This window comes from Pseudonocardia sp. CA-142604 (assembly GCF_050948475.1).
Lineage (GTDB): Bacteria > Actinomycetota > Actinomycetes > Mycobacteriales > Pseudonocardiaceae > Pseudonocardia > Pseudonocardia alaniniphila.
Genome location: NZ_CP192045.1, coordinates 8,901,044 through 8,925,343 on the forward strand (window position 1 = coordinate 8,901,044; position 24,300 = coordinate 8,925,343).

Here is a 24,300-nt window from a genome sequence, read left to right on the forward strand (position 1 = left end):
TAGCGCGGGGCGCGGTCTCGCGGATCGACCAGAGCGCCGCCCAACCACCCACGGCCCGCCCCCACGCCGGCGGCCGCTGAGGCTCACGATCCCCGGCTGCAGCAGAGCCTGCGCCATGGACGTTGCTACCGGCGACCCGGCTCGCGCGCCGGCGGACCTTGCGGCTCACGGCTCGTCCCCCGTATCCGGCGGTAGCCAGGCGAGCTGGACCCGCCGGGCCCCGCGCCGCCGGTCGAAGAAGGTGGCCCGGCCGGGAGGCAGGGGCGAGGGTTTGACGGACTCCACCAGCGCGCCCTCGTCCGAGCTGCCGTTCATCACCAACCCGGGCGCACCGAGCTCACGCAGCCGCCCCAGCAACGGGTCGAACAGCGCGCGGCTCGCACCGCCGCAACGACGGGCGACGATCAGGTGCAGGCCCACGTCCTTGGCCTGCGGCAGGAACTCCACCAGCGGCAGCAGTGGGTGCTCGGCACCGCCGCCGGGCGCCACCAGGTCGTAGTCGTCGACGAGCACGTAGACCTCGGGCCCGGTCCACCAGCTGCGCTCCCGCAGGGCCCGCGGCGTCACGTCGGGGCCGGGCATCCTGCGACGAAGCGAGGCCGCCACGTCACGGGCGGCTTCGGCGGTGGCGCCTGCTGTGCTCGCGTAGCCGATCAGATGGCTCTCCGGCACCACGCCGAGCAACGCGCGGCGGTGGTCGACGACCACGATCCGAGCGGCCTCCGGCCCGTGCCGGGCGATGACTCCCCGCGCGACGAGGCGCAGCAGGTTGGTCTTGCCGCTCTCGGCGTCGGCGAAACACAGCAGGTGGGGTTCCGCGGCGAGGTCGAGCTCCACGCGGTCGAGCCCCTCCTCGTCCACGCCGATCGGTATTCCGGCCGACCCGGGCGGTGCAGGCGGAAGCGCGTCGTGGTCAATGCGTTCGGGCAGCAAGCGGACCGGTGCGAAACCCGGGCCGGGCCATGCCGCGGCGACCGCGGCGACCAGCGCGGCCTGATCGGTGGCCCCGGTGCTGAGCTGGGGCGCGGCGACGACGGCCGGGGCCCCATCGGGCGCGAGACCGTGTGCGGGCCGGGCCGGGACCTCGGCGGCTCGGCGACGGTCGACCTCGGACTCCGCAGGCTCCCCGAGCCGCAGCTCGATGCGGCCACCGAGTAGGTCCTTCAGAGCAGGGCGCAACTCGCTCCACCGCGTGGCCGACACCGCGAGGTGCAGCCCGTAGGACAGGCCCTGTGCGGCCAGCGGGAGCAGCCGCGCCTCGAGGTCGTCGAACTCGCCGCGCAGCGTGAGGTACCCGTCGACGACGAGCAGGAGGTCGGTGCAGGGCTCGCCCGGGTGAGCACCGGCTGCGCGGCGGGCCCGGAACTCCTCGACCGAGGCGATCCCGGCCTCGCGGAAGAGGCGTTCGCGGCGAGCGAGCACAGCGGTGAGCTCCGCGACGGTACGCCGGACGAGGTCGGTCTCCTGGCGTGCGGCGACCGTGCCGACGTGCGGGAGAGCGGCGAGCGGAAGGAGCGCTCCGCCACCGAAGTCGAGTACGTGCACACCCAGCTCGTCGGGTGTGTGCGTGAGCGCGAGCCCGAGCACGGCGGTGGCCAGCGCGGTGGACTTGCCCGTGCGCGGGCCGCCGACCACAGCGAGGTGCCCGGACCCACCGGCCAGGTCGATCACGAGGGGGTCGCGGCGCTGCTGGTAGGGCCGGTCGATCAGACCGACGGGCACGCGGAGCGGCACCGCCCGGCGAGCCATCGGCCGTCGACCGGGCACCGCGCGGATCGGGCCCAGCACCTCGTCCAACGGCGGCGGGACCTCGAGCGGCGGGAGCCAGACACGGTGGGCCGCTGGGCCCTGGCCGGCCATCGCCGCGATCACGGTGTCGAGCACGGTGGGCCCGTCGGATTCCTCGGCAGGCGCGGCGGGCTCCACCGGGGCGATCACCGGAACCGGGCCGGCCCGGAACGGATACGCGGCGGTCTGCCCCGCCACCCCTCCCCCTCGCACTGGTGCGCTGCCCGGACCCGACACGTAGGCGGCGCGGAACCGCACGAGCTCGTCGGTGCCCGTGGCGAGGAAGGCCGACCCGGGCGCTGACGGGAGCTGGTGGGCATCGGGCACGCCGAGCACCGCACGGGACTCCGATGCGGAGAACGTACGTAGGGCGATCCGGTACGACAGATGCGACTCCAGCCCGCGCAGCCGTCCCTCCTCGAGGCGCTGGGACGCGAGCAACAGGTGGATTCCGAGAGAGCGACCGAGCCTGCCGATCGTGACGAGCAGCTCGATCAGTTCGGGACGCTGGGTGAGCAGCTCGGAGAACTCGTCGACCACGACGAACAGCGCCGGCAGCGGCGGTAGATCGGCCCCCGCCCGGCGCGCCGCGGCGTATTCGGCGACCCCGACGAGGTTGCCCGCCGATCGCAGCAGCTCCTGGCGGCGGGTGATCTCACCGGCCAGCGCGTCGGCCATGCGGTCGGCCAGTGTCAGCTCGTCGGCGAGGTTGGTGATCACCGCCGAGACGTGCGGCAGCCCGGCCAGCCCGAGGAAGGTTGCCCCGCCCTTGAAGTCGACGAGCACGAGGTTCAGCTCGGCGGGCGAGTGCGTGGCCGCGAGACCGAGCACGAGCGTGCGGAGCAGCTCGCTCTTGCCCGACCCGGTGGCGCCGACGCACAGCCCGTGTGGCCCGCTGCCGCCCTGCGCCGATTCCTTGAGATCGAGCATGACCGGGCCGCCGCGCTCGTCCACCCCGATCGGGACGCGGAGCCGGTGGGTCTCGGAGCGGGCCCAGCGAGCGCGTAGCGCCGCGATGCCCGCCTGGCCGGGCTCCAGCCCGAGCAGGGCGGGCAGGCCCGGCGCGGTGCGCGGGGTCGCTTCGCCCACCGGCTCCGCACCTCCGGGCCGGTAGCGGGCGAGCCGCCGCGCGAGTGCACGCGCCTCGGCAACGCCCAGCCCGTCCGGCCGCCCGATCAGCGCCGGCTGCTCGTCGCCGGCATGCGGCGCCTGATCGCCGCCGACGCGGTGCAGCCCGTCGTGCCCCACGAGCAGCCGCACGACAGACGGACCAGGGCGCCGCCCCGGTGGCGCGCCGACCCGCAGCACCGTGACCCCGGCGACGCCCGCCCACGGGCCCGGCCCCTCGGCCACCTCGTCGACGACGACGAGCAGGTGCGGCTCGCCCATCCCCGGTCCGGCGGGCCTGCCTGCGAGTTCGCTCACCCACCAGCGGCGCACGTCGTCGGCGTCGGCGGAGATCATCCGCAGCGGACCGACGGCGTCGCGACGGCGTGGGTGGCCGACGTGCGGCAGCCACTTCACCCACTCCCACTCCGGTGCGAGGGTGGGCGGCGCGACGACGGCGAGCAGCGCATCGGACGGGCTGTGCCAGAGCGCGTACTGGGCGACGACGGCGCGGGCGAGCGCGCGGGCAGGCCCGAGTCCCGCGGCGGGGTCGGCCGGTTTCAGCCACACCGTGGAGCTGGCCCGCAGCGACAGGGCGACCGGCAGGTCGGGCACGACGGCGTGGCCGAGCAGGAACCGGCGCAGGGCGAGCGCGGTGACCGGCTCGAGGCCCTCGACCGGCCCGGTCTGCGGGGAGACGAGCCGCGTGGCCAGCCGCTGTGCCCCACGTCCGATGCGCAGCTGCCCGAAGTCCGGATCTGCGGCCCGGCGTTCCCAGAGGCGACCGGCCGCGAGTACCGCGGGCCAGGCCGCCGGATCCGGGTGCACCGACTCGAGCACGGTGCGCTGGTCCGCCGCGATGCCCCGCACCCGGCGGCGCAGCACCGACAGGTAACGCAGGTAGTCGCGCCGGTCCTCGTCGAGGCCTGCCGACCGCTCCGCTCCGCCGCGGCCGGCACCGGTGAGCATCATGCTGAGCGTCGAGATCGCGAACATGCCACCGAACAGCCACGACGTCGGGTTGCCGACCCCGAGCACGGCGACGAAACCGACGGACCCGAGGAGCATCACGACCGGCAACAACCGAGCCGGCACACCCGCGGGAACGATCCGCTCGGGTTCCGGGGGCGGTTCGAGCGTGAGCTCTCCGCCGGGCATCCGCGGCGGCAGACGCCTCGGCCGGACGACCCCCACCGTGCCCATCGGCACCCCTCCCCGCCGTTGCCGCCGACCCCTGACGACTTCCACCGAACGGGCCCGCCCGGGGCCTCGGCGCTGCGATGCTAGGCAGCCGACGGGGGCCGCCGGGGCCGTTCCGGAGAAGTTGTCCCGTCGCTCGGGGGGAGAGAAACGACCATGCGCGCGCCCGCCGCCGATGCGGCCTACTGCCGGCTCACGGTGCTCGCCCCACGTGCCCGGGTCGACGTGGCGCTGCCCGCCGACGTGCCGGTGGCGGAGCTGGTGCCGATGGTGCTGGAGCTGATCGGCGAGCCGGTGTTCGGCCTGCGCCCCCTGCCGTGGCGGCTGTCGGGAGTAGCCGGGGGGCCGCTGCCGCCGGAAGCCACTCTCACCGACCTCGGCGTGCTCGACGGCGATCTGCTGCGCATCGCCCCGGAGGGCCCGGCCCCGGCTTCGCCCGTCTTCGACGACCCGGTGGACGCGCTGGCGGCCACGGCGGCCTCCGCCACGTCCGGCGACCGGCGGTTCGCGGCGGGGGCGGTGCTCGCGGTGGCGCTTGCCGCGGCGGCAGTGCTGGCGGGCGCACCGGGCGCCACCCGGACGCCGGCTGCAGTGGTCGCGGCACTGGGCGCGGTGGCCACCGTGGCCCTGGCGGCTCGCCTGGCCCGCCGTGCCGACGAGCAGGACGGCGGATCGGTGCATCCGGCCGCCGGTGCGGCCGCGCTGGCAGCCGTCGCACTCGGGGGCGCGGCAGGGTGGGCGGCACTGTCCGCGTCCGGTGGAGCAGCGCAGCTGCTGCTGGCCACCGTGGCGGCGGGCACCACGGCCGCGGTGGCTCAGATCGCGCTGCGTGTGGTGGCTCCGGTGCTCGTCGGCATCGTCGTGGCAGCCGTACCTGTGGGCGTGGCCGCTCTCGTGATCCTGCGATTCGGCGTCACCCCAGCCGCCGCGGCCACGGCCGTCGGTGCGGTCGGCCTTGCCATCGGCCCCGTGCTGCCGCGGGTGGCGCTGCGGCTCGCCGGGTTGCCCCGTCCGGTCGTTCCGGCCGATGGGAGTGAGCTCGTGGACGCCGACGACGGGCCGGATCTACTCCCGCCCGACGAGCTCGCGGAGCGGGCCGACCTGGCCCGCGGCTACCTCGCCGGGCTGGTCGGCGGATGTGCCGTGGTCACGGCAGGTGCCGCGCTGCCGGCAGCCGCGGCAGGCGGCTGGGCGGGCCCGGTCTTCGCCACGGTCGTCGTGGCGGTGCTCGGCCTCCGCGCGCGCAGCTTCGCCGACAGGGGCCCGGTCCGGATCCTGCTGACGAGCGCGATCGCCGCGGGCGTCGGGCTTGCTGTCATGGCAGCCGTGCACGCGGGCACGGCGTTCCGGCTCGCTATCGCGGCAGCGCTGCTCGTCGCCGCGGCAGCAGGCGCACTCACGCTCGGCCGCAGCACCCCGCTGGGCTCCCCCGTCTCCCGACGGGCGGTCGACCTGCTGGAAGGTCTGCTCATCGCTGCCGCGATCCCGCTGGCATTCGCGACGATGGATCTGTTCCGGCTGGTCCGGGGCCTGTGAGACGGGCGGTGTGCGCGATCGTCGCGGCGCTCGCGCTCACCGGGGTTCCGGTCCCCGCCGCGGCCGACCCGGCGCCACCCCCGGTCGGCGTCGAGCCTCCGAGCGGCCGTCCGCCCGGGGCCGCACCCGGTCTCCGCCCGCCACAGCGCTGCACCCCTCCCGCGGCTGACGGCCGACCCGCCGACGACGCGACCGCCACCCGTCTCCAGCTGCGCGAGGTCCATCGGCTGGCCACCGGCCGCGGCGTGCTCATCGCCGTGATCGACACCGGTGTCTTCCCGCACCGGCTGCTCGGCGGCCGGCTGCGTGGCGGCGGGGACTACCTCACCGGCGGCGACGGTCTCGACGACTGCGACGGGCACGGCACCGCCGTGGCCGGGCTGCTCGCCGCGGCAGCCGAACCGACCGGCCGTGGCAGCACACCGATCGGCATCGCGCCCGGCGCACACCTGCTCGCGATCCGCCAGTCGAGCTCGTCGTTCGAGGTCTCCGCCCCAGGCGGCACCACACGTCCGGCGGGCGACACCCGCACCCTTGCGGAGGCTGTGGTGCTGGCGGTCCGCGAAGGCACCGACGTCATCAACATCTCGGGAGCGGTGTGCTTGCGCGCCGACCTGGCGGCCACGGCGGGCGCCCAACTGCACGCCGCACTCCGCTACGCCGTGGAGGCCGATGTCGTGGTCGTGGCGGCGGCCGGGAACGTGGGCACGGGCTCGTGCACCGACCGAGACACGGGCCAGGTGTCGCTCCCGGGCTGGTACGACGAGACGCTGCTCGCCGTGGGGGCCGTCGGCCCGGACGACCGCGCTGCGCCGTTCACGGTGCCCGGCCCGTGGGTGGACGTCGCCGCTCCCGGCACCGGGCTGCGCTCGCTGGCCGTCGGTGGCGGCACCACGGGCTCGGGCGGCGACGGCACGAGCTTCGCCGCACGGTGGGTGGCCGGCCTGGCCGCGCTCGTGCGCGAACGCTTCCCCGACCTGACCGCTCGACAGGTGGCCGACCGCATCATCGCCACGGCCCGCCGACCGGCAGGTGGCCACGACGACCGGCTGGGCCACGGTGTGATCGACCCCGTCAGCGCGCTCACGGCCGTGCCCGCCGTGCTCGAACCGGCCGCCGAACGGCCCACCGCGCGGTCGGTCGCGCCACTGCTCGGCACCGCGCCGCACTCTGCTGCGCCGGAACCGGCGAGCCCGCCGTTCGACCTCGCGGCGGCCTGCCTGCTGCTGGCGGCCGGCGCGATGGCCGCGGTGCTGCTGCGCAACCGCCCGCGGCGCACCCGCTGACCGGCGTCCGCTCGCGGCCCCTCCGCGCCAGGGACAGGCTCAGCCCGCCGGCAGGACATCCACCATGCGGCCCGCCGCCGCGAGATCCAGAGCCGGGCCGCTCGGGAGCAACCGCAGCACGGCCTCCGGCGCGGGCTCCGCGGAGGTGATTCCGAGAGCGGCGGCAGTGGCGTCGTCGGCCACTCCGAACGCGACCCCGGTGGCCGACACCAGCCACAACGGCCCGCCGCCGGGCGAGCGTCCCGGTCCGGTCGCCCGTACCGCACCGCCGGAGCCCACGACGACGGCGTCCACCTTCGGCCCTGACCCGTCGGCCTGCGCCAGGCTCACCGGCTGCGACTGTGCCGGCTCCGCTCCGCCCGCCCACACAGCACCGGACGGCTCCCCGTCGGCGGTCCACGTCCAGCACACCACCGGCGCATCCGTGGGTTCGCGCAGCCGTGGGGCGCCGAGAGGCCAGCCCTCGACGGCGAGATCGCCGACGAACGTGGCCGTGGCCAGCTCGTCGGTGCCGACGGGGATGTCCCGTGCCTGTCCCGCAGCCACGCGCAGCAGTTCGGCCAGCACGTCCGGCACCTCTTGCAGGCCACCCGTCAGCACGACGAAATGCCGCTGCTCACCACCCACCGGCCGGGTCGTCAGGACGTCACCGATCCGCCCGGGCAGGCCGACCGGAGCGGGACTGCCCCGGCCTGCCACCTCGGGCGTGGCCAAGGCGACTCCCTCGGGCAGCAGCGACACCAGATCGGGAGCGGCAGCCCGGGGCACGCGGGCGGTGAGCCCGAACGCGGCGAGCACCCTCCCGTCGCCTGCGTCGACGCGGTGGCGGCGGCCGCCGGTCACCAGCCATGTCACACCGTCGGGCCCGTCGAGCAGCACCCCGTCGTTCGCCGGCATCGGCTCCGGGGCTGTCGGCATGCCCGCCACCACGGTGGTGCCGACGAGCGCGCCGTCGGCCATGGTCCGGTCACACACCGCCCACCGGGGTGGCACGGTCGAGTCCGGCCGGACGGCAACCGCGCCCGGGACCGCGGCGGTCGGGGTGCGTGGGGCTCCGTCGAGGGAGTTGTCCGGCACCGTGACGGGCGTGGCCTTCGCCGGGTCGGCGTCGGTGCTGCCACCGGAGCGCAGTGCCGCGAGTACGAGACGGGCGGCGGGGAGGTTGGCGACCGGGACGAGCCGGTCGGGCCCGTGCGCCACCACGTACATCGCCCCGGAGTCGGCCCCGACGACCACGGCGGCGTCGGTCCACCTCGGACTCGGAGCCATCCGCGCGAACAGGGCCGCGACACAGATCCCGAGCAGCCCCAGCGCCACACCGGCCATCGCGGCGCGGCGTTGCGACCGGATCTGCTCGTGCAACGGCACGGGATCGCCGCGGACCAGCGCAGCCTCCATGCGGCGCAGGCCGAACCGGTACGCGTCGGCCTGGTCGCGGGTGGCGGGAGCCCGCACGGCGCTCGGTCGGGGCACGGCCAGACGCTAACCGCGCAGGTCGCCCCACCGTGGCCGTTCGGAAGAACTGGCGGCCCCTACCCGACCGAGATGGCGTCGAGCCGTTCCCGCAGGAACGGGGCCGAGACGACCGGAGCCAGGTCCGCGCGGCGGCCGATCGGCGGCGCCAGCGGGGTGACCAGCGCGTCGTGGTCGAGCTCGAAGAAGAACACCAGCGAGATGAGCTCCTCGTCCGGCGACTCGAGCTGCGGCGGCAGTACGCGGTGCCGTCCGGAGCGCCAGCGCATGCCCGTCCAGTGTTCGAGCAGGTCGCCGATGTTGACCGTGAATGCGGATCGGTCGTACGGCGCGTCGGTCCAGCCGATGCCCTCGATGTCGACCTGCAGACCCCCCGCACCCGGCTCCCGGTCCAACACGGTGACCGTGCCGAAGTCGGTGTGCGATCCGATCCGGAACTGCCCCGGCTCGGGCGGGCCGACCTCGGTGAGCGGCGGATACCGGTTGATGTTGAACGTCCATGTCGGGTGGCCTGCCAACGCGGTGAGCGTCTCCCGCTGCAGGCCCAGCGCATCCGCGCACAGCTCCAGCAGCTCGCGCGACACCGTCGTCATCGCAGCCACGTAGCGGCCGACCGCGCGCTCCAGTTCCGGCACCTCGGGCGGCCACACGTTCGGCAGGAACCACACGTCGTCGACCTTCGGATCACCGGTGGGCGTGGCCGGCCCGACCGCGAAGGACTCCTTCAGATCCGGCGGCGTCTCCACCCCCTCGACGTTTCCGTTGGCCTCCACCCCCGGCGCGAGCCAGCCGCGCCCGCCGATCCGCACGGCGTAGCGGGCCTTCACCTCGGCGGGCAGCGCGAAGAACGCCCGTGCAGCCGCGCGCACCTCGGTACGCAGAGCGTCGTCCACGCCATGGCCCGTGACCAGCAGGAACCCGGCCTGCTGCAGAGCGGCATCGACGGCGGGACCGACGCCTGCGTCACCGCTGCGCCACGCAGCCAGGTCGATCGTCGGAATCATGAGGGCTCCCCGATGTCCTCGTGCCACAGGTCCGGACGGGTGGCGATGAAGTCGGTCATGAGCTCGACGCAGCGGTCGTCGTCGAGCACCGTGATGGAGACCCCGTGCTCGGCCAGCCAGTCGTGGCCGCCGTGGAAGGTACGAGCCTCGCCGATGAGCACCGTGCCGATGCCGAACTGACGCACGAGCCCCGAGCAGTACCAGCACGGCGACAGCGTCGTCACCATGATCGTCGAACGGTAGTCGCGTTGCCTGCCGGCAGCTCGGAACGCGGCGGTCTCGGCGTGCATCGACGGGTCGTCGTCCTGGACACGGCGGTTGTGCCCGCGTCCCAGCAGCGTGCCGTCGGCGGCGAACAGGGCCGCGCCGATGGGGATGCCGCCCGCGGCGAGGCCGGCTTCGGCCTCACCGAACGCGACGTCGAGCAACACGGCGGGGTCGGACACCGCCGGTTCGGGCAGGGTGGTCACCCGCTCACTCTGCGCGGCTACCGTCCGCCCCCGCAACAGGCGCTCGTGCACGTCCCGCCTGTCGCCGGAACAGCAGCGCGTACACGGCGGCCGAGAGCGCGATGCCGACGAGGAACGTCACGTCGCCCACGCCGGGCACCAGACGCGGGATCAGCCCGACGAACAGCACCTGGTTGGAGAAGAGCGGCACGGACACGACGATGCCCACGAGGAGGGCCACGATGCCCGCGGGGTTGCGGTGGCCGCGGTCGTAGAGCAGCTCGATCGGCAGCCGGTTGCGGCGCAGGTACTGGTCGGTGAGCACCACGCCCAGCCACGGCCCGATCCAGTAGACGATCACCAGCAGGAAGCCCTCGTAGCTGTGGGCGGCATCGCCGAGCGCGAGCAGCGCGATGACGAGGCCGACCACGCCGAACGCCGCGGCCACCACAGCCCGGGCCCACCGCAGCGGGACGTCCACGCCCATGCTGAGGAACGACATCGCGCCCGAGTAGACGTTCAGCACGTTGGCTGCGATCGCCCCGAGCGCGATGGCCAGCAGCGTGAGGCTCGCGAGCACCCCGGGGAGCACGCCGACGAACGCCGTGGTCGGGTTGTCCGACAGCACGCCCGCTGCCGCGGTTGCGCTCACCGATCCCGCTCCCACGATCATGAGCACGGTGGTGGAGCCGAACAGCCCGAGGCCTGCCGCCAGCCCTGTGCGCAGGCGCGGGGAGTCGGCCGGCAGGTAACGCGCGTAGTCGGCCGCGTACGGGCTCCAGCCCGCGGTGTAGCCGAACACGGCGCCGACGGTGAGCAGGAACCCTCCGACGCCTCCGGTGCCTCCGCCGGCGGGCACGGCCGACGGGTCCGACTGCGCCAGCACGATCACCGCCCCGATCGCGAACACCACCGCGAGGACGGGGAAGGCGAAGCGTTCGAAGACCTGCACGAGGTTGTGGCCGACGAACGCGATGCCGATCTGCACGAGCACGACGACCACCAGCCAGGTCGCCGGGTGCAGTCCGGTGAGCGAGTTCAGCGCGAACGCTGCGCTGACGCTGTTGACCGCGAACCAGCCGAACCCGGACGTGATCGTCATCAGTCCGGCCGGCAGGGCGTTGCCCCGATAGCCGAACGCGAGCCTGCCCAGCACCATCTGGGGCACGCCCGCCAGGGGTCCGCGGGCCGAGAGCACGCCGTGCGCGATCGCCGCGAGGCCGTTGCCGAGCAGCACTGCCGCGACGGCCTGGGCGAACGTGAGCCCGAAGGCCTGTACGGACAGGACGCCCACGAAGATCGTGGCGAACTCGAGGTTGGGTGAGGTCCAGGTCCAGAACAGCTGCCGCGGGCGGCCGTGCCGCTCCTCGGCCGGGATCGGCTCGTTGCCACCCGGCTCCACGGCGATCACGCGTTCGCCGTAGTCGCGCGACGTGGGCACCATGTCGGGCGCGGGCTCCGGAGTCACGTCAGTACCAGCTGCATCGCACGAAGAGTCGGCACGGGAACTCTCACCGCGCGGGCGGGGCGACGGTGAGGCCGAGCTCGCGCAGGATCGCGTGGATCTGCTCCACCGCCGACATCCCGGGCCGCTCCCGAAGCTGGAGCACTGCGCGCTCCACCTGTTCCGTTGTGACGGTGCACGCTGCCGGTCCGTGAGCCGGCGCTGTTCCTGCTTGGTGCGCGGTCATGGCTGCCGGGTGCGCGGGCGCTGCGCACGGCGGAACCGCGGAGTCGGCGGGTGCGATCAGCCGCGTGGGGGGCGTGGTGAGCACGGCATCTCCGTTCTGGTCTGCAGGCACGGGGGCGGGCCGGGATACCGGACACGCCGGATCGATCACGGTCTGGGCGCAGAGCACCCACTCCCATGGGGATAGGGGGGTCGCCCGAGGGAGTTACGCGCTTGGTCGACGACAAGATCAATCAATGGGTGGGGCGCACAGTGTGACTGCCAGGGGCCACCGGCGCCAGAGCTCGGAACGATCTCTCGGCGCCGAGCACGCCCACCGTGCTCTACTGCGCGCCGAGCACGCGCTTGCGGCGGGTGGCGTCGGCGCGGGCGGCGAGCTCGGTGTCCGGCGGGTAGTCCACGGCCGCCAGCGTCAGGCCGTGGGCCGGGGCGACGGGTACCTCGCTCGCGCGCTCGCCGCGGGTGAGCAGCTCGGCAGGCCACGCCGCCGCGCGCCGCCCGCGGCCCACGTCGAGCAGCGCACCGACCAGGCTCCGCACCATCGAGTGGCAGAACGCATCGGCGGACACGGCCGCCTCCACGACGCCGCCGCCGGCCTCCGTCCAGGACAACCGCTGCAACGCTCGCACCGTGGTGGCTCCTTCGCGGCGCTTGCAGAACGCGGCGAAGTCGTGCTCGCCGAGCAGCCGCTCGGACGCGTCCGTGACCGCCGCGAGATCCAGCGGATGCGGCCAGGAGAGCGTGTCACGGGCACGCAGCGGCTCCGCGCCGTGCGGCGCGGTGGCCACCCGGTAGCGGTAGTGGCGACGCAGCGCCGAGAACCGGGCGTCGAAGGCCGCAGGAACGGGGGTGACCGCCCGCACCCGGACGTCGGACGGCAGCAGCCGGGCGAGCCTCCGCACCAGCCACGTCCCGTCGAGGTCGGCCGAGAGGTCGGCGTGTGCCACCTGGCCGGTGGCGTGCACCCCGGCATCGGTGCGCCCGGCGACGGTCAGCTGCACGGGCGCCCGCACCACCGTCGAGAGCGCCTCGGTGAGCACCCCGCACACCGTGCGGCGTGCCGGCTGTATCGCCCAGCCCGAGAAGTCGGTGCCGTCGTAGGCGACGTCCAGCCGGAACCTCCGCGAGTCGCCCGCTTCCCGCTCACGGGTCGCCTCTTCCGCGGGCCCGAGATCCCCCGGAAGACCCGCGAGCCCGCCGTCACGGAGGACGGCGGGCTCGACGGGGTGGTGCGGGTGCTGCGCGACTATCAGGACTCCTCGGTGGAGTTGTCCTCACGCTTCGACGCGGGCTGACCGGACTCGGCAGCCGGAGCGGCGCTCTCCTCGGCCGGAGCACTCGTGGTGCTCGTGGCCTCGGTCTCGACCGCGGTGGACTCGGCCGCCTCGGTCTTGTCGGTCGCCTGCGTCTCGTCGGCAGCCGGAGCCGCCTCGGCCGGAGCCGGGGTGGCAGGCTTCCGCTGCGACGACGCGACACGACGAGCGCGATCCGCCTCGTCGGTGACCGTCTTCTGCTGGACCAGCTCGATCACGGCCATGGGGGCGTTGTCGCCCTTACGCGGCAGCGTCTTGGTGATCCGGGTGTAACCGCCGTCGCGGTCGGCGAAGAACGGGCCGATGTCGGCGATGAGCCGGTGCACGACCGTCTTGTCGCGGATGACCTTCTGGATCTCGCGACGGTTGTGCAGGTCGCCACGCTTGGCCTTGGTGATCAGGCGCTCGGCGTAGGGCCGCAGCCGCCGGGCCTTGGCCTCGGTGGTGGTGATCCGGCCGTGCTCGAACAGCGCGGTGGCCAGGTTGGCCAGGATCAGCCGCTGGTGCGCAGGCGACCCGCCGAGACGAGGCCCCTTGGTGGGCTGAGGCATGGCTACAGCTGCTCCGTTTCTGCGTAGTCCTGGCCGTCATCCCCGAAGTGCTCGGGGTCGAACGTTTCGGAGCCGAAGTCGGTCGCAGCGGCCGACGGGTCGAATCCGGGCGGGCTGTCCTTGAGCGCGAGCCCGAGGCCGACGAGCTTCATCTTGACCTCGTCGATCGACTTGGCACCGAAGTTGCGGATGTCGAGCAGGTCGGCCTCGCTGCGGCCCACCAGCTCACCCACGGTGTGGATGCCCTCGCGCTTCAGGCAGTTGTACGAGCGGACGGTGAGGTCCAGCTCCTCGATCGGCATCGCGAAGGCCGCGATGGTGTCGGCCTCCTGCGGCGACGGGCCGATCTCGATGCCCTCGGCGTCGACGTTCAGCTCGCGCGCGAGGCCGAACAGCTCGACGAGGGTCTTGCCGGCCGAGGCCAGCGCGTCCCGGGGCGTGATCGAGGGCTTGGTCTCCACGTCGAGCACCAGCTTGTCGAAGTCGGTGCGCTGCTCGACACGGGTGGCCTCGACCTTGTAGGTCACCTTCAGGACCGGCGAGTAGATGGAGTCGACCGGGATGCGGCCGATCTCGGCGCCGGTGGCCTTGTTCTGCATGGCTGGGACGTAGCCACGGCCACGCTCCACGACGAGCTCCACCTCGAGGCGGCCCTTGTCGTTGAGCGTGGCGATGTGCAGGTCCGGGTTGTGCACGGTGACGCCGGCCGGGGGCACGATGTCGCCCGCCGTGACAGGGCCGGGGCCCTGCTTGCGCAGGTACATCGTCACCGGCTCGTCCTCCTCGGAGCTGACGACCAGCTCCTTGAGGTTGAGGATGATGTCGGTGACGTCCTCCTTCACACCCGGCACGGTGGTGAACTCGTGCAGCACACCGTCGATGCGGATGCTGGTGACCGCCGAGCCGGGGATCGAGGAGAGAAGCGTGCGCCGGAGCGAGTTGCCCAGCGTGTAGCCGAAGCCCGGCTCCAGCGGCTCGATGACGAACCGGGAGCGGGTGTCGACGACCGAGTCCTCGGTCAGGGTGGGTCGCTGAGAGATCAGCATGGGTTGGTGCCTCCTCACACCCTGCGGCAACCGCTATTTGATGCCGCAGTGGAAATCCCCCGGCCCCTCCCTGCGGGGCCGGGGGTGTCGAGCTGCTACCCGAGGCAGATCACTTCGAGTAGAGCTCGACGATCAGCTGCTCGGTGACCTGCGTGTCGATCTGCGCACGCTCGGGCAGCTGGTGGACCAGGATTCGCAGGTTCGACGGAACAACCTGCAGCCAGCCAGGAACCGGGCGGTCGCCCAGCAGCTCCTTGGCGATGATGAACGGGTCGGTGGCCAGCGACTTCGGCCGGACGTCGATGACGTCGTACTGCGACACGCGGAAGCTGGGGATGTCGACCTTCTGGCCGTTGACCAGGAAGTGGCCGTGGTTCACCAGCTGGCGTGCCATCCGCCGGGTGCGGGCGAGCCCGGCCCGGTAGACGACGTTGTCGAGCCGCGTCTCGAGGATCTGCAGGAGGTTGTCGCCGGTCTTGCCCTGGCGACGGTTGGCCTCCTCGTAGTACCGGCGGAACTGCTTCTCGAGCACGCCGTACGCGAAGCGGGCCTTCTGCTTCTCCTGCATCTGCAGGAGGTACTCCGTCTCCTTGATCCGGATCCGGCCGTGCTGGCCGGGCGGGTAGGGACGGCGCTCGAACGCCTGGTCGCCGCCGACGAGGTCGACCTTCAGTCGGCGGGACTTGCGGGTCATGGGTCCGGTGTAACGAGCCATGTCTGGTTACTCCCTTTCCCTAGACCCGGCGCCGCTTGGGCGGGCGGCAGCCGTTGTGCGGCTGCGGGGTGACATCGGAGATGGTGCCGACCTCGAGGCCGGCGGCCTGCAGCGAACGGATCGCCGTCTCACGTCCGGAGCCGGGGCCCTTGACGAAGACGTCGACCTTCTTCATGCCGTGCTCGGCAGCCTTGCGGGCGGCGTTCTCGGCGGCCATCTGCGCGGCGAACGGCGTGGACTTGCGCGAGCCCTTGAAACCGACGTGGCCCGCGGAGGCCCACGCGATCACGGCACCGGTCGGGTCGGTGATCGACACGATGGTGTTGTTGAAGGTGCTCTTGATGTGCGCGTGGCCGTGCGCGACGTTCTTCTTCTCCTTGCGCCGGACCTTCTTGGGGCCGGACGCAGCGCGAGTGCGGGGCGGCATTACTTCTTACCTGCCTTCTTCTTGCCGGCGACCGTCTTCTTCGGTCCCTTGCGGCCGCGGGCGTTGGTCTTGGTGCGCTGGCCACGCACCGGCAGGCCCCGGCGGTGCCGGATCCCCTGGTAGCAGCCGATCTCGATCTTGCGACGAATGTCGGCCTGCACCTCGCGGCGCAGATCACCCTCGACGCGGTAGTTGCTCTCGATGTACTCGCGGAGGGCTGCGAGGTCCTCGTCGGTCAGGTCGCGCGAACGCAGGTCGCGGTCGATCCCGGTGGCCTCGAGGATCTGGAGGGATCGGGTGCGCCCGATCCCGAAGATGTAGGTGAGCGCGATCTCCATCCGCTTGTCGCGGGGGAGGTCGACGCCGGCAAGGCGTGCCATACGGCGGGTTTCTCCTCTGTTTCGTTGAGCCAGGTCTGCCCGATGCCCGTCCCGGTCCGCCGCCTCGTGCTCGCGCTGTGCCGGGCCCCGGCCTGGTTCCGGGGGTGGACCGGGCCCGTGTGGCCCGGTAGGTGCGTCAGGTTCCTCGGTGTTGCTGGTGTCTCTTGTGTTGTAGCTGGTGGTGCTCGGTGGTGCGCCGTCTGCGACGACGGCGACCCCGATCAGCCCTGGCGCTGCTTGTGGCGCAGGTTCTCGCAGATCACCATGACCCGCCCGTGACGGCGGATCACCTTGCACTTGTCGCAGATCTTCTTGACGCTCGGCTGGACCTTCACGTCCGTCGCTCTCTCAGTTGGTGTCGGTGTGTCGAAGTGGCGTCACGAGCGCCGGCACCTGTGAAGGTGACGACGCTGCTCCGTCACTTGTAGCGGTAGACGATGCGGCCGCGGGTCAGGTCGTACGGCGACAGCTCGACTACGACCCGGTCCTCCGGGAGGATCCGGATGTAGTGCTGACGCATCTTGCCGCTGATGTGGGCAAGGACCCGGTGTCCGTTCTCGAGCTCCACGCGGAACATCGCGTTCGGCAAGGGCTCAACCACCCGGCCCTCAACCTCGATCGCCCCGTCCTTCTTGGCCATGTCCTCCGCGTTCCGTGACAGGTGTGCGTACTCTCGGTTCCGTGCGTAGGCACGTCGCTGCTCCGGGACCGTGAGGTGCGGGGAGGCACGACGGAACCGGCGCCGTAGGGCGCGCCGAACCCCCAGTGTACGACCGTTGCGGCCGCACCCGCACATGGGGTAGGCGCCCCACGGGGTGGATCCGGTCACCCCACGCTACTGCCGCCTGTCGCGCACCCAGGACGACAGCAGCACCAGCCCCCACGGACCGGCCACCCATATCCACCACGGGTAGACGAACGAGGCCGTCGCGATGCAGCTCATGGCCCAGATCGCGATCGTCGTGACGCTCGCCCCTGCCCATCCGATCACGGCCCCGCGCAGATCCCGCTCCTGGAGTGCGTCGAGGTCCTGCAGCGGGCCCGGCTCAGGCGGCGTGGTGGGGGCCGGTGGCGACGGCGGCTGACCCGGCAGGTCCACGGTGAGCGCACGCAGGTCGGCATAGGTGCGGGCGGCCAGCGTGGCGGTGATGCGCTCGTCGAACTCGTCGAGGTCGAGCCGACCCTCCGCATGTGCGATGCGCAGCCGGTCCAGTACCTGCTCACGGTCGACGTCCCCGGCTCGCATGTCCTCGGGCCGCACGTGCGGCGGGCCGGGATCCGCCGTCTCGTCCACGGCTCCATGGTGCCTCCGGCCGCCCCGCGCAGCCACCGGCGAACGGCTCCGACCTCGCCGGATCGGGCAAATCACGCGCTTGCCGCACCCCGGTCGGGCTAAGGTCCGCGCGCCCCGTTTCGCCCACTTCTTGACTTGAAGTCCTGTTCACGTAGTTCGTTGGAACGGTGATGAAGGAAACCTCCCCGGCCCCCGAAGCCCGAGCCGTCCGGCTTCCCCGTGCGCTGCGCCCGTTCGCCCACCGCGAGTACCGGTTGCTGGCGGCATCGATGGCGGCCTCGCTCTTCGCGAGCGGCCTGTGGCTCGTCGCGATCGTGTACCAGGTCATCGCACTGGACGGTGGCCCGTCCGAGCTGTCCCTCGTGGCCGCCGCCGCGAGCGCCGGGCTGCTCGTGAGCGTGCTGATCGGGGGCGTGGCCGCCGACCGGTTACCCAAACGCGCCGTCATGATCGGTGTGGAGGTCGTCCGGATCGCCTTCGCGGGGTTTGCCGGCGCGCTCGCCGTCACCGGCTCGCTGCAACTGTGGCACCTGGCGGTGATCTCCTTCGTCATCGGCGCCGCCGAGGCCTTCTTCTACCCCGCCTACTCGGCGATCCTGCCCACGCTGCTGCCCCCGGACGAACTGCTCGCCGCCAACGGCGTCGAGGGCACCCTCCGGCCCATTGCGCAACAGGCACTCGGCCCTGCGCTGGCCGGCCTGATCATCGGGTGGTTCGTGCCGGGGATGGCGTTGCTGCTCGCAGCCGGCATCTACGCGCTCGCGCTCGTGGCGCTGATCGCCATGCGCGCCGCGCCGGTCGTCCCGGACGAGGGGGCTCGCAGCTCGATTCTCGGTGACCTGGCGGAGGGTTTCCGCTACCTCTTCCGCACCGGGTGGCTGTTCGCCACGCTCGCCTTCGCCTCGCTGTACGTTCTCGTGTTGATCGGCCCGATCGAGGTGCTGCTGCCCTTCGCCGTGCGCGACCAGACGGGCGGCGGCGCCAGCAGCTTCGCCCTCATCCTCGCTGCGTTCGGGATCGGTGGCGCCGTCGGCTCGCTCGTCGTGTCGTCATTGCGGCTGCCCCGGCGGTACCTCACCGCGATGATCCTGCTCTGGGGCGCGGGGGCTGCGCCGTTGATGCTGCTCGGTGTCACGCGGCAGCTGTGGGTCATGGCGGTGGCCACGTTCGTCGTCGGCTTCACGGGTGCGGCCGCGATGGTCATCTGGGGCACCCTGTTGCAGCGCCGGGTCCCCCGGCACCTGCTCGGGCGTGTCTCCAGCCTCGACTTCTTCGTGTCGCTCGCGCTCATGCCGGTCTCGATGGCACTCGCCGGTCCGGCGGGCGAGTGGCTCGGTGTCCCGATGACGTTCGTGCTGGCAGGGGCCATCCCGGTGTTCCTCGCGGTGGCGGCGATCGTGGGCTGGCGGCTGCCCGCCGACGAGATCGCCCACCCACTCGACGCTCCCGATCCCGAGGCGTAACGGTCACCCGGGCACGGCCCTCCGAACGCGCAACACGTATCCGGCGAACCGACTACTACGTGTGTCCAAACGGCGGAAGAAAGCGCACAATCTTCGCGCGGATGTCATCCGATGGGGGCACGTGTCTGCTCCTACTGCATCAGACGCTGCGGCGACGGCGCCGCGGAGGCGGGGGAGAACCGATGTTGGCGATACTGCAACGCAGGGGCCGCCCGTGCGGCGGGACGGCCCGGGGTGGTCTCACATGACGGCGCTGCAGGAGGCGCGGTCACGAATGAGCCCGCGCTCGATACTGATCTGGACCGGGGTGGCCATCCTCGGTGCCATTGCATGGGGAGTGCTCGCACTCTCGCGGGGAGAACAGATCTCCGCGGTCTGGCTGGTCATCGCCGCGCTCGGCTCCTACGCCATCGCCTACCGGTTCTACGCGCGGTTCATCGTCAAGAAGGTGCTGCGGGCCGACGACACCCGGGCCACACCGGGCGAGCGGCTCGACAACGGCACCGACTTCCAGCCGATGGACCGTCGCGTGCTGTTCGGCCACCACTTCGCGGCGATCGCCGGGGCAGGCCCGCTGGTGGGTCCCGTGCTCGCCGCGCAGATGGGTTACCTGCCCGGCACTATCTGGATCATCGTCGGTGTCATCTTCGCCGGCGCCGTGCAGGACATGGTCACGCTCTTCTTCTCCATGCGGCGCGACGGCAAGAGCCTCGGCCAGATGGCACGTGACGAGATCGGCCCGATCGGCGGGGCCGCGGCGCTGATCGCCGTATTCGCCATCATGATCATCCTTCTGGCCGTGCTCGCACTCGTGGTCGTCAACGCGCTCGCGAAGTCGCCGTGGGGCACGTTCTCCATCGCGATGACCATCCCGATCGCGCTGTTCATGGGCTACTACATGCGCGTCATCCGGCCAGGGAAGGTCGTCGAGACCAGCATCATCGGTGTCGCGCTCCTGCTGCTCGCCATCGTGGCCGGTGGCTGGGTGCAGGACTCCAGCTGGGCCGCCGCCTTCACGCTCGACCCACGCACGCTGGTGATCTGCCTGGTGATCTACGGGTTCGCAGCGTCGGTGCTGCCGGTGTGGATGCTGCTCGCGCCGCGGGACTACCTGTCGACGTTCATGAAGATCGGCACGATCGTGCTGCTCGCGGTCGGCGTGCTGATCACCGCGCCGATGCTGAACACCCCCGCCTTCACCGAGTTCGCGTTCAGCGGGGACGGGCCGGTGTTCGCAGGGTCGCTGTTCCCGTTCGTGTTCATCACGATCGCCTGTGGGGCGCTCTCCGGCTTCCACGCGCTGATCGCGTCCGGCACCACTCCGAAGCTGATCCAGAAGGAGTCGCAGGTCCGGCTCATCGGCTACGGCGCGATGCTGATGGAGTCGTTCGTCGCGATCATGGCGCTGATCGCGGCGTCCATCCTCGACCCCGGCCTGTACTTCGCGATGAATGCGCCCGCAGGCCTGCTCGGCACCACGGTGGAGTCGGCGTCGCAGGCCGTGAGCAACCTCGGCTTCACGATCACCCCGGAAGCGCTCACCGCGGCCGCCGCGGCGGTGCAGGAGAGCACGCTGATCGCCAGGACGGGCGGTGCGCCCACGCTGGCCGTCGGCATGTCGGAGATCTTCTCCGGCGCCTTCGGCGGCGACGCGCTCAAGGCGTTCTGGTACCACTTCGCGATCATGTTCGAGGCCCTGTTCATCCTCACCACGGTGGACGCGGGCACCAGGGTCGGGCGGTACATGCTCCAGGACACCCTCGGCAACGTCTACAAGCCGATGGCCAACGTGAACTGGAAGCCGGGCATGTGGGCCACCAGCGCCGTCGTCGTGGCGGCGTGGGGCTACTTCCTCTACGCCGGCGTCACTGACCCGCTCGGCGGGATCAACCAGCTCTTCCCGCTGTTCGGAATCGCCAACCAGCTGCTGGCCGCGGTCGCGCTGACGGTCTGCACCACGCTGCTGATCAAGTCCGGGCGGGCGAAGTGGGCCTGGGTCACGGGCATTCCGCTGGCGTGGGACGTCGCGGTGACACTCACGGCGAGCTACCAGAAGGTGTTCTCCCCCGATCCGACGCTCGGCTTCTTCGCCCAGCGCGAGAGGTACGCCGCGGCGCTGGAGCAGGGGCAGGTGCTCGCACCCGCCAGGAGCATCGCCGACATGCAGGCCGTCGTCATCAACTCCACGGTCGACGGCATTCTCTCTGCACTGTTCGCGATCTTGATCATCATCGTGATCGCCAACGCCATGGTGATCTGGTACCGGGCGCTGAACTCGCCGGTGCCGCTCGCCAGCGCGGAAGCGCCCGCCGTGCTGTCGAAGATCGCGACTCCGTCGGGCTTCATCGGCAGGGCCGAGGACAAGCGGACCCTCACCGGAGCCGGGGAACGGTCGTGAGGACGGCCGTACGCGGCATTCTGTGGTACCTGCGGGAGCTCACCGGCGAGAACCAGTACGACCGGTATCTCGAACGGCACGCCCGCGAGCACGCCGGCACAGCGCCGCTGTCGCGTCGGGAGTTCGAACGCCGTCGGATCGACGCAAAGGACGCCACGCCCGGCAGCCGCTGCTGCTGACGTAGAACGAACAGCGCCCCCGCCGGGTGGATCCGGGCGGGGGCGCTGTTGTCGTAGAGGGAGCTACAGGGCCTTGAGCTCCTCGGTCACCTCGGAGACGCTCTTCTTCGCGTCACCGAAGAGCATCGAGGTGTTGTCGGCGTAGAAGAGCGGGTTGTCGATGCCGGCGAAGCCGCTGTTCATCGAGCGCTTCAGCACGATCACCGAGCGGCTCTCGTCGACGTTGAGGATCGGCATCCCGTGGATCGGCGAGCTCGGGTCGGTGCGCGCCGCGGGGTTGGTGACGTCGTTCGCCCCGATCACCAGCGTGACGTCGGTGCGGGAGAACTCGTCGTTGATGTCGTCCATCTCCTTGAGCGCGTCGTAGGAGACGTCGGCCTCGGCGAGCAGCACGTTCATGTGCCCCGGCATCCGGCCCGCGACCGGGTGGATCGCGTACTTGACCTCCACGCCCTTGGCCTCGAGCAGCTTGGCCATGTCCTTCACGGCGTGCTGCGCCTGCGCCACCGCCATCCCGTAGCCGGGCACGACGATCACCTGCGACGCGTACGCCATCTGGATCGCCGCATCGGCCGCGCTGGTGGCCTTCACCGTGCGGTCGACGCCGTCGTCCGCGCCGGGCAGGGTGGTGGTGCCACCGAAGCCGCCCGCGACGATCGCCGGGATCGACCGGTTCATCGCCTTGGCCATCAGGTTGGTGAGGATCGAACCGGACGCACCGACGATCATGCCTGCCACGATCATCGCGGTGTTGTTCAGTGCGAGCCCTGCAGCGGCGGCAGAGAGCCCCGTCAGGGCGTTGAGCAGCGAGATCACGACCGGCATGTCCGCGCCGCCGATCGGCAGCACCACCAGCACGCCGAGCACCGCTGCGAGCACAAGCAGCCCGATGATCCAGATCTCGGGGGCGCCACCCATCCCGGCAACCACGGCACACGCCACGGCGGCCAGCAGGAGGAGCCCGTTGACGAACTGCTGGGCCTTGCCCAGCCCGATCGGGCGGCCGGGAAGGATCTCCTGCAGCTTCCCGAACGCGATCAGCGAGCCCCAGAAGGAGATCGACCCGATGATGGCGGCGAACAGCGACGCCACGACCACGTATCCGGGCTCGGAGAGGAAACCGTCGCTGGTACGGAACTCCGACCAGGCGATGAGTGCCACCGCCCCACCACCGACGCCGTTGAACAGCGCCACCATCTGCGGCATCGCGGTCATCTTGACCTGACGCGCAGACGGGATTCCCAGCGCGGCGCCGACCACCAGACCGATGATGATCAACACCCAGTTGTGCCGGACCTCCAGCAGGGTGGCCACCACCGCGATCGTCATACCGACCGCGGCGATCCAGTTGCCACGCACCGCCGTCTTCGGGCCGGTCAGGCCCATCAGGCCGTAGATGAACAGCGCGAAAGCGATGATGTAGAGAACCGGGACGAGCGTCTCCATCAGTGGCCCTTCCCGTTGGTCGCCGCCTTCTCAGCGGACGGCGCCTGCCGGGCATCCGGCTTGGCCTTGAACATGCCCAGCATCCGGTCGGTCACCAGGAACCCACCGATCACGTTGATCATGCCGAACGCGATGGCGATGACCAGGATGATCTGGTCGACCACCGACGGGTTCTCCAGGTGGCCCAGCACGATCAGCCCGCCGAGCAGCACGATCCCGTGGATCGCGTTCGTGCCCGACATGAGCGGAGTGTGCAGGGTGTTCGGCACCTTCGAGATCACGGCGAAGCCGACGAAGCCGGCCAGCACCAGGATCGCGATGTTCGCGAGCAGTCCGCTCTCCATCACGCCTCTCCCCCACTCGCAGTGGTGGCCTCGACACGGGTGACGCAGGACTTTGCGAGCACCTCGTCGTTCCAATCCGGCGCAAGCGTGACCCCGCCGTCGCCGTCCTTCAGCATCAACTCCAGCAAGGCCGAGACGTTGCGGGAGTACAGCTCCGAGGCGTGCTCGGGCATCGTGGCGGGCAGGTTGAGCGGCGACGCGATCGTGACGTCGTGCTTGACGACGACCTCGCCCGGCTCCGTCAGCTCGCAGTTGCCGCCGCTCTCCCCTGCCAGGTCGACGACCACGCTGCCGGGGCGCATGCCCTCCACGGCCGCGGCCGTGACCAGCGTGGGTGCCTTCCGGCCGGGAACGTTGGCGGTGGTGATCACCACGTCGAAGCCGGTGATCGCCTCCTCGAGCCGCTTCTGCTGCTCGGCCCGCTCGTCCTCGGTGAGCTCCCGCGCGTAGCCGCCCTCGCCGACCGCCTCGATCCCGAGGTCCAGCCACTGCGCACCGAGCGAGCGCACCTGGTCGGCCACCTCGGGACGCACGTCGTAGCCGGTGGTCCGCGCACCGAGCCGCTTGGCTGTGGCGAGCGCCTGCAGCCCCGCGACCCCGACGCCCAGCACCAGCGCCGTGGCCGGCTTCACGGTGCCCGCCGCAGTGGTGAGCATCGGGAAGAACCGCGTGGCCTTCTCGGCCGCCAGCAGCACCGCCTTGTAGCCCGCCACGTTCGCCTGCGAGGACAGCGCGTCCATCGACTGTGCTCGCGAGATCCGCGGGATCGACTCCATCGCGAACGCCTGTACCCCGGCGTCCTTGAGCGCGGCGATCGTGTCAGGCGAGGTCAGCGGAGCCAGGAAGCCGATCAGGGTGGCACCCGACCGTAGCCGTCCGATCTCCTCGGCCGTGGGTAGCGCCACCTTGACCACGGCGTCGGCCGCCCAGGGGTCGCCGATCGTGGCCCCGGCCGCGGTGTACACCTCGTCCGGGATCAACGCGCCCAGGCCCGCCCCGGACTCGACCACGACCTCCACACCCCGCGACCGGAGTTTCTCGACGACCTTCGGCACCAGGGCGACACGACGCTCACCGGCGGCGGACTCGCGAGGCACCCCCACGGTCGTGCGCCGCGGTACTGTGGATTCTGTATTCACAGGACAGGAGCCTAGCCCAGGGAACGGCCAATCAGGAGATACGTGTGGGCGGTCAGTTCCCGGATGCGAAGC

At 71.9% G+C, this 24,300-nt stretch carries 23 protein-coding genes; 5 read left to right on the forward strand and 18 right to left on the reverse strand.

Annotated features, from left to right (window positions below; translation table 11 throughout):
• Positions 1-165 precede the first annotated feature (165 nt).
• Positions 166-4,098, reverse strand: coding sequence for a type VII secretion protein EccCa (gene eccCa / locus ACQPZQ_RS40425; protein WP_433289774.1), 3,933 nt, complete (start codon positions 4,096-4,098; stop codon positions 166-168).
• Between the two features lie 153 nt (positions 4,099-4,251).
• Here eccCa and eccD point away from each other — a divergent pair, with 153 nt between their 5' ends.
• Positions 4,252-5,631 carry a type VII secretion integral membrane protein EccD gene (gene eccD, locus ACQPZQ_RS40430; protein ID WP_433289775.1) on the forward strand — a complete coding sequence of 460 codons (1,380 nt, stop codon included), beginning with the start codon at positions 4,252-4,254 and terminating at the stop codon, positions 5,629-5,631.
• 8 nt (positions 5,632-5,639) lie between these two features.
• Positions 5,640-6,917 carry a type VII secretion-associated serine protease mycosin gene (gene mycP / locus ACQPZQ_RS40435; RefSeq protein WP_433289776.1) on the forward strand — a complete coding sequence of 426 codons (1,278 nt, stop codon included), beginning with the start codon at positions 5,640-5,642 and terminating at the stop codon, positions 6,915-6,917.
• Positions 6,918-6,956: 39 nt separating this feature from the next.
• On the opposite strand, the gene eccB is transcribed toward mycP, so the two are convergent.
• From eccB to ACQPZQ_RS40505, 14 genes are all read right to left on the reverse strand, one after another.
• On the reverse strand, positions 6,957-8,390 hold the full coding sequence (eccB, locus tag ACQPZQ_RS40440) for a type VII secretion protein EccB (RefSeq protein WP_433289777.1): 1,434 nt from the start codon (positions 8,388-8,390) through the stop codon (positions 6,957-6,959).
• A 59-nt stretch (positions 8,391-8,449) separates the two neighbouring features.
• Complete coding sequence (locus tag ACQPZQ_RS40445) at positions 8,450-9,394, reverse strand: isopenicillin N synthase family dioxygenase (protein ID WP_433289778.1); 945 nt, start codon at positions 9,392-9,394, stop codon at positions 8,450-8,452.
• Complete coding sequence (locus ACQPZQ_RS40450; RefSeq protein WP_433299623.1) at positions 9,391-9,855, reverse strand: nucleoside deaminase; 465 nt, start codon at positions 9,853-9,855, stop codon at positions 9,391-9,393. Before ACQPZQ_RS40450 ends, ACQPZQ_RS40445 begins: the two co-directional genes overlap by 4 nt.
• A gap of 13 nt (positions 9,856-9,868) precedes the next feature.
• Complete coding sequence (locus tag ACQPZQ_RS40455) at positions 9,869-11,311, reverse strand: purine-cytosine permease family protein (protein ID WP_433289779.1); 1,443 nt, start codon at positions 11,309-11,311, stop codon at positions 9,869-9,871.
• A gap of 43 nt (positions 11,312-11,354) precedes the next feature.
• Positions 11,355-11,618: a hypothetical protein gene (locus tag ACQPZQ_RS40460; protein WP_433289780.1), complete on the reverse strand. Its 264-nt coding sequence runs from the start codon at positions 11,616-11,618 to the stop codon at positions 11,355-11,357.
• Between the two features lie 238 nt (positions 11,619-11,856).
• Positions 11,857-12,645 (reverse strand): tRNA pseudouridine(38-40) synthase TruA, encoded by a 789-nt coding sequence (gene truA / locus ACQPZQ_RS40465; protein WP_433299625.1) that lies wholly within the window; start codon positions 12,643-12,645, stop codon positions 11,857-11,859.
• A 137-nt stretch (positions 12,646-12,782) separates the two neighbouring features.
• Positions 12,783-13,397 (reverse strand): 50S ribosomal protein L17, encoded by a 615-nt coding sequence (rplQ, locus tag ACQPZQ_RS40470; RefSeq protein WP_433289781.1) that lies wholly within the window; start codon positions 13,395-13,397, stop codon positions 12,783-12,785.
• A 2-nt stretch (positions 13,398-13,399) separates the two neighbouring features.
• Positions 13,400-14,443 (reverse strand): DNA-directed RNA polymerase subunit alpha, encoded by a 1,044-nt coding sequence (locus ACQPZQ_RS40475; RefSeq protein ID WP_241037481.1) that lies wholly within the window; start codon positions 14,441-14,443, stop codon positions 13,400-13,402.
• 109 nt (positions 14,444-14,552) lie between these two features.
• Complete coding sequence (gene rpsD, locus ACQPZQ_RS40480) at positions 14,553-15,158, reverse strand: 30S ribosomal protein S4 (RefSeq protein WP_241037479.1); 606 nt, start codon at positions 15,156-15,158, stop codon at positions 14,553-14,555.
• A 19-nt stretch (positions 15,159-15,177) separates the two neighbouring features.
• Positions 15,178-15,585: a 30S ribosomal protein S11 gene (rpsK, locus tag ACQPZQ_RS40485; RefSeq protein ID WP_241037478.1), complete on the reverse strand. Its 408-nt coding sequence runs from the start codon at positions 15,583-15,585 to the stop codon at positions 15,178-15,180.
• The gene (gene rpsM / locus ACQPZQ_RS40490) at positions 15,585-15,965 is read right to left on the reverse strand and encodes a 30S ribosomal protein S13 (RefSeq protein WP_241037476.1); all 381 of its coding nucleotides are present in this window, start codon (positions 15,963-15,965) and stop codon (positions 15,585-15,587) included. Before rpsM ends, rpsK begins: the two co-directional genes overlap by 1 nt.
• A 221-nt stretch (positions 15,966-16,186) precedes the next feature.
• A complete protein-coding gene (gene rpmJ / locus ACQPZQ_RS40495) occupies positions 16,187-16,300 on the reverse strand; it encodes a 50S ribosomal protein L36 (RefSeq protein ID WP_010148647.1) in 114 nt (37 codons plus the stop codon).
• Positions 16,301-16,383: 83 nt separating this feature from the next.
• On the reverse strand, positions 16,384-16,605 hold the full coding sequence (gene infA, locus ACQPZQ_RS40500) for a translation initiation factor IF-1 (RefSeq protein ID WP_028929190.1): 222 nt from the start codon (positions 16,603-16,605) through the stop codon (positions 16,384-16,386).
• 195 nt (positions 16,606-16,800) lie between these two features.
• The gene (locus tag ACQPZQ_RS40505) at positions 16,801-17,259 is read right to left on the reverse strand and encodes a DUF1707 SHOCT-like domain-containing protein (protein ID WP_433289783.1); all 459 of its coding nucleotides are present in this window, start codon (positions 17,257-17,259) and stop codon (positions 16,801-16,803) included.
• A 170-nt stretch (positions 17,260-17,429) separates the two neighbouring features.
• Between ACQPZQ_RS40505 and ACQPZQ_RS40510 the strand changes: the two genes are divergently transcribed.
• From ACQPZQ_RS40510 to ACQPZQ_RS40520, 3 genes are all read left to right on the forward strand, one after another.
• The gene (locus ACQPZQ_RS40510) at positions 17,430-18,722 is read left to right on the forward strand and encodes an MFS transporter (RefSeq protein ID WP_433289784.1); all 1,293 of its coding nucleotides are present in this window, start codon (positions 17,430-17,432) and stop codon (positions 18,720-18,722) included.
• A gap of 244 nt (positions 18,723-18,966) precedes the next feature.
• The gene (locus tag ACQPZQ_RS40515; RefSeq protein ID WP_433289785.1) at positions 18,967-21,120 is read left to right on the forward strand and encodes a carbon starvation CstA family protein; all 2,154 of its coding nucleotides are present in this window, start codon (positions 18,967-18,969) and stop codon (positions 21,118-21,120) included.
• Positions 21,117-21,299 carry a YbdD/YjiX family protein gene (locus ACQPZQ_RS40520; protein ID WP_241037472.1) on the forward strand — a complete coding sequence of 61 codons (183 nt, stop codon included), beginning with the start codon at positions 21,117-21,119 and terminating at the stop codon, positions 21,297-21,299. Before ACQPZQ_RS40515 ends, ACQPZQ_RS40520 begins: the two co-directional genes overlap by 4 nt.
• A gap of 63 nt (positions 21,300-21,362) precedes the next feature.
• Here ACQPZQ_RS40520 and ACQPZQ_RS40525 read toward each other — a convergent pair whose 3' ends face one another.
• Genes ACQPZQ_RS40525 through ACQPZQ_RS40535 form a run of 3 tightly spaced genes read right to left on the reverse strand, consistent with a single transcriptional unit; the run spans position 21,363 to position 24,186 of the window.
• Positions 21,363-22,745, reverse strand: coding sequence for an NAD(P)(+) transhydrogenase (Re/Si-specific) subunit beta (locus tag ACQPZQ_RS40525; RefSeq protein WP_433289786.1), 1,383 nt, complete (start codon positions 22,743-22,745; stop codon positions 21,363-21,365).
• Positions 22,745-23,089: an NAD(P) transhydrogenase subunit alpha gene (locus tag ACQPZQ_RS40530; protein ID WP_433289787.1), complete on the reverse strand. Its 345-nt coding sequence runs from the start codon at positions 23,087-23,089 to the stop codon at positions 22,745-22,747. Before ACQPZQ_RS40530 ends, ACQPZQ_RS40525 begins: the two co-directional genes overlap by 1 nt.
• Positions 23,089-24,186: a Re/Si-specific NAD(P)(+) transhydrogenase subunit alpha gene (locus ACQPZQ_RS40535; protein ID WP_433289788.1), complete on the reverse strand. Its 1,098-nt coding sequence runs from the start codon at positions 24,184-24,186 to the stop codon at positions 23,089-23,091. Before ACQPZQ_RS40535 ends, ACQPZQ_RS40530 begins: the two co-directional genes overlap by 1 nt.
• Positions 24,187-24,300: the final 114 nt, after the last annotated feature.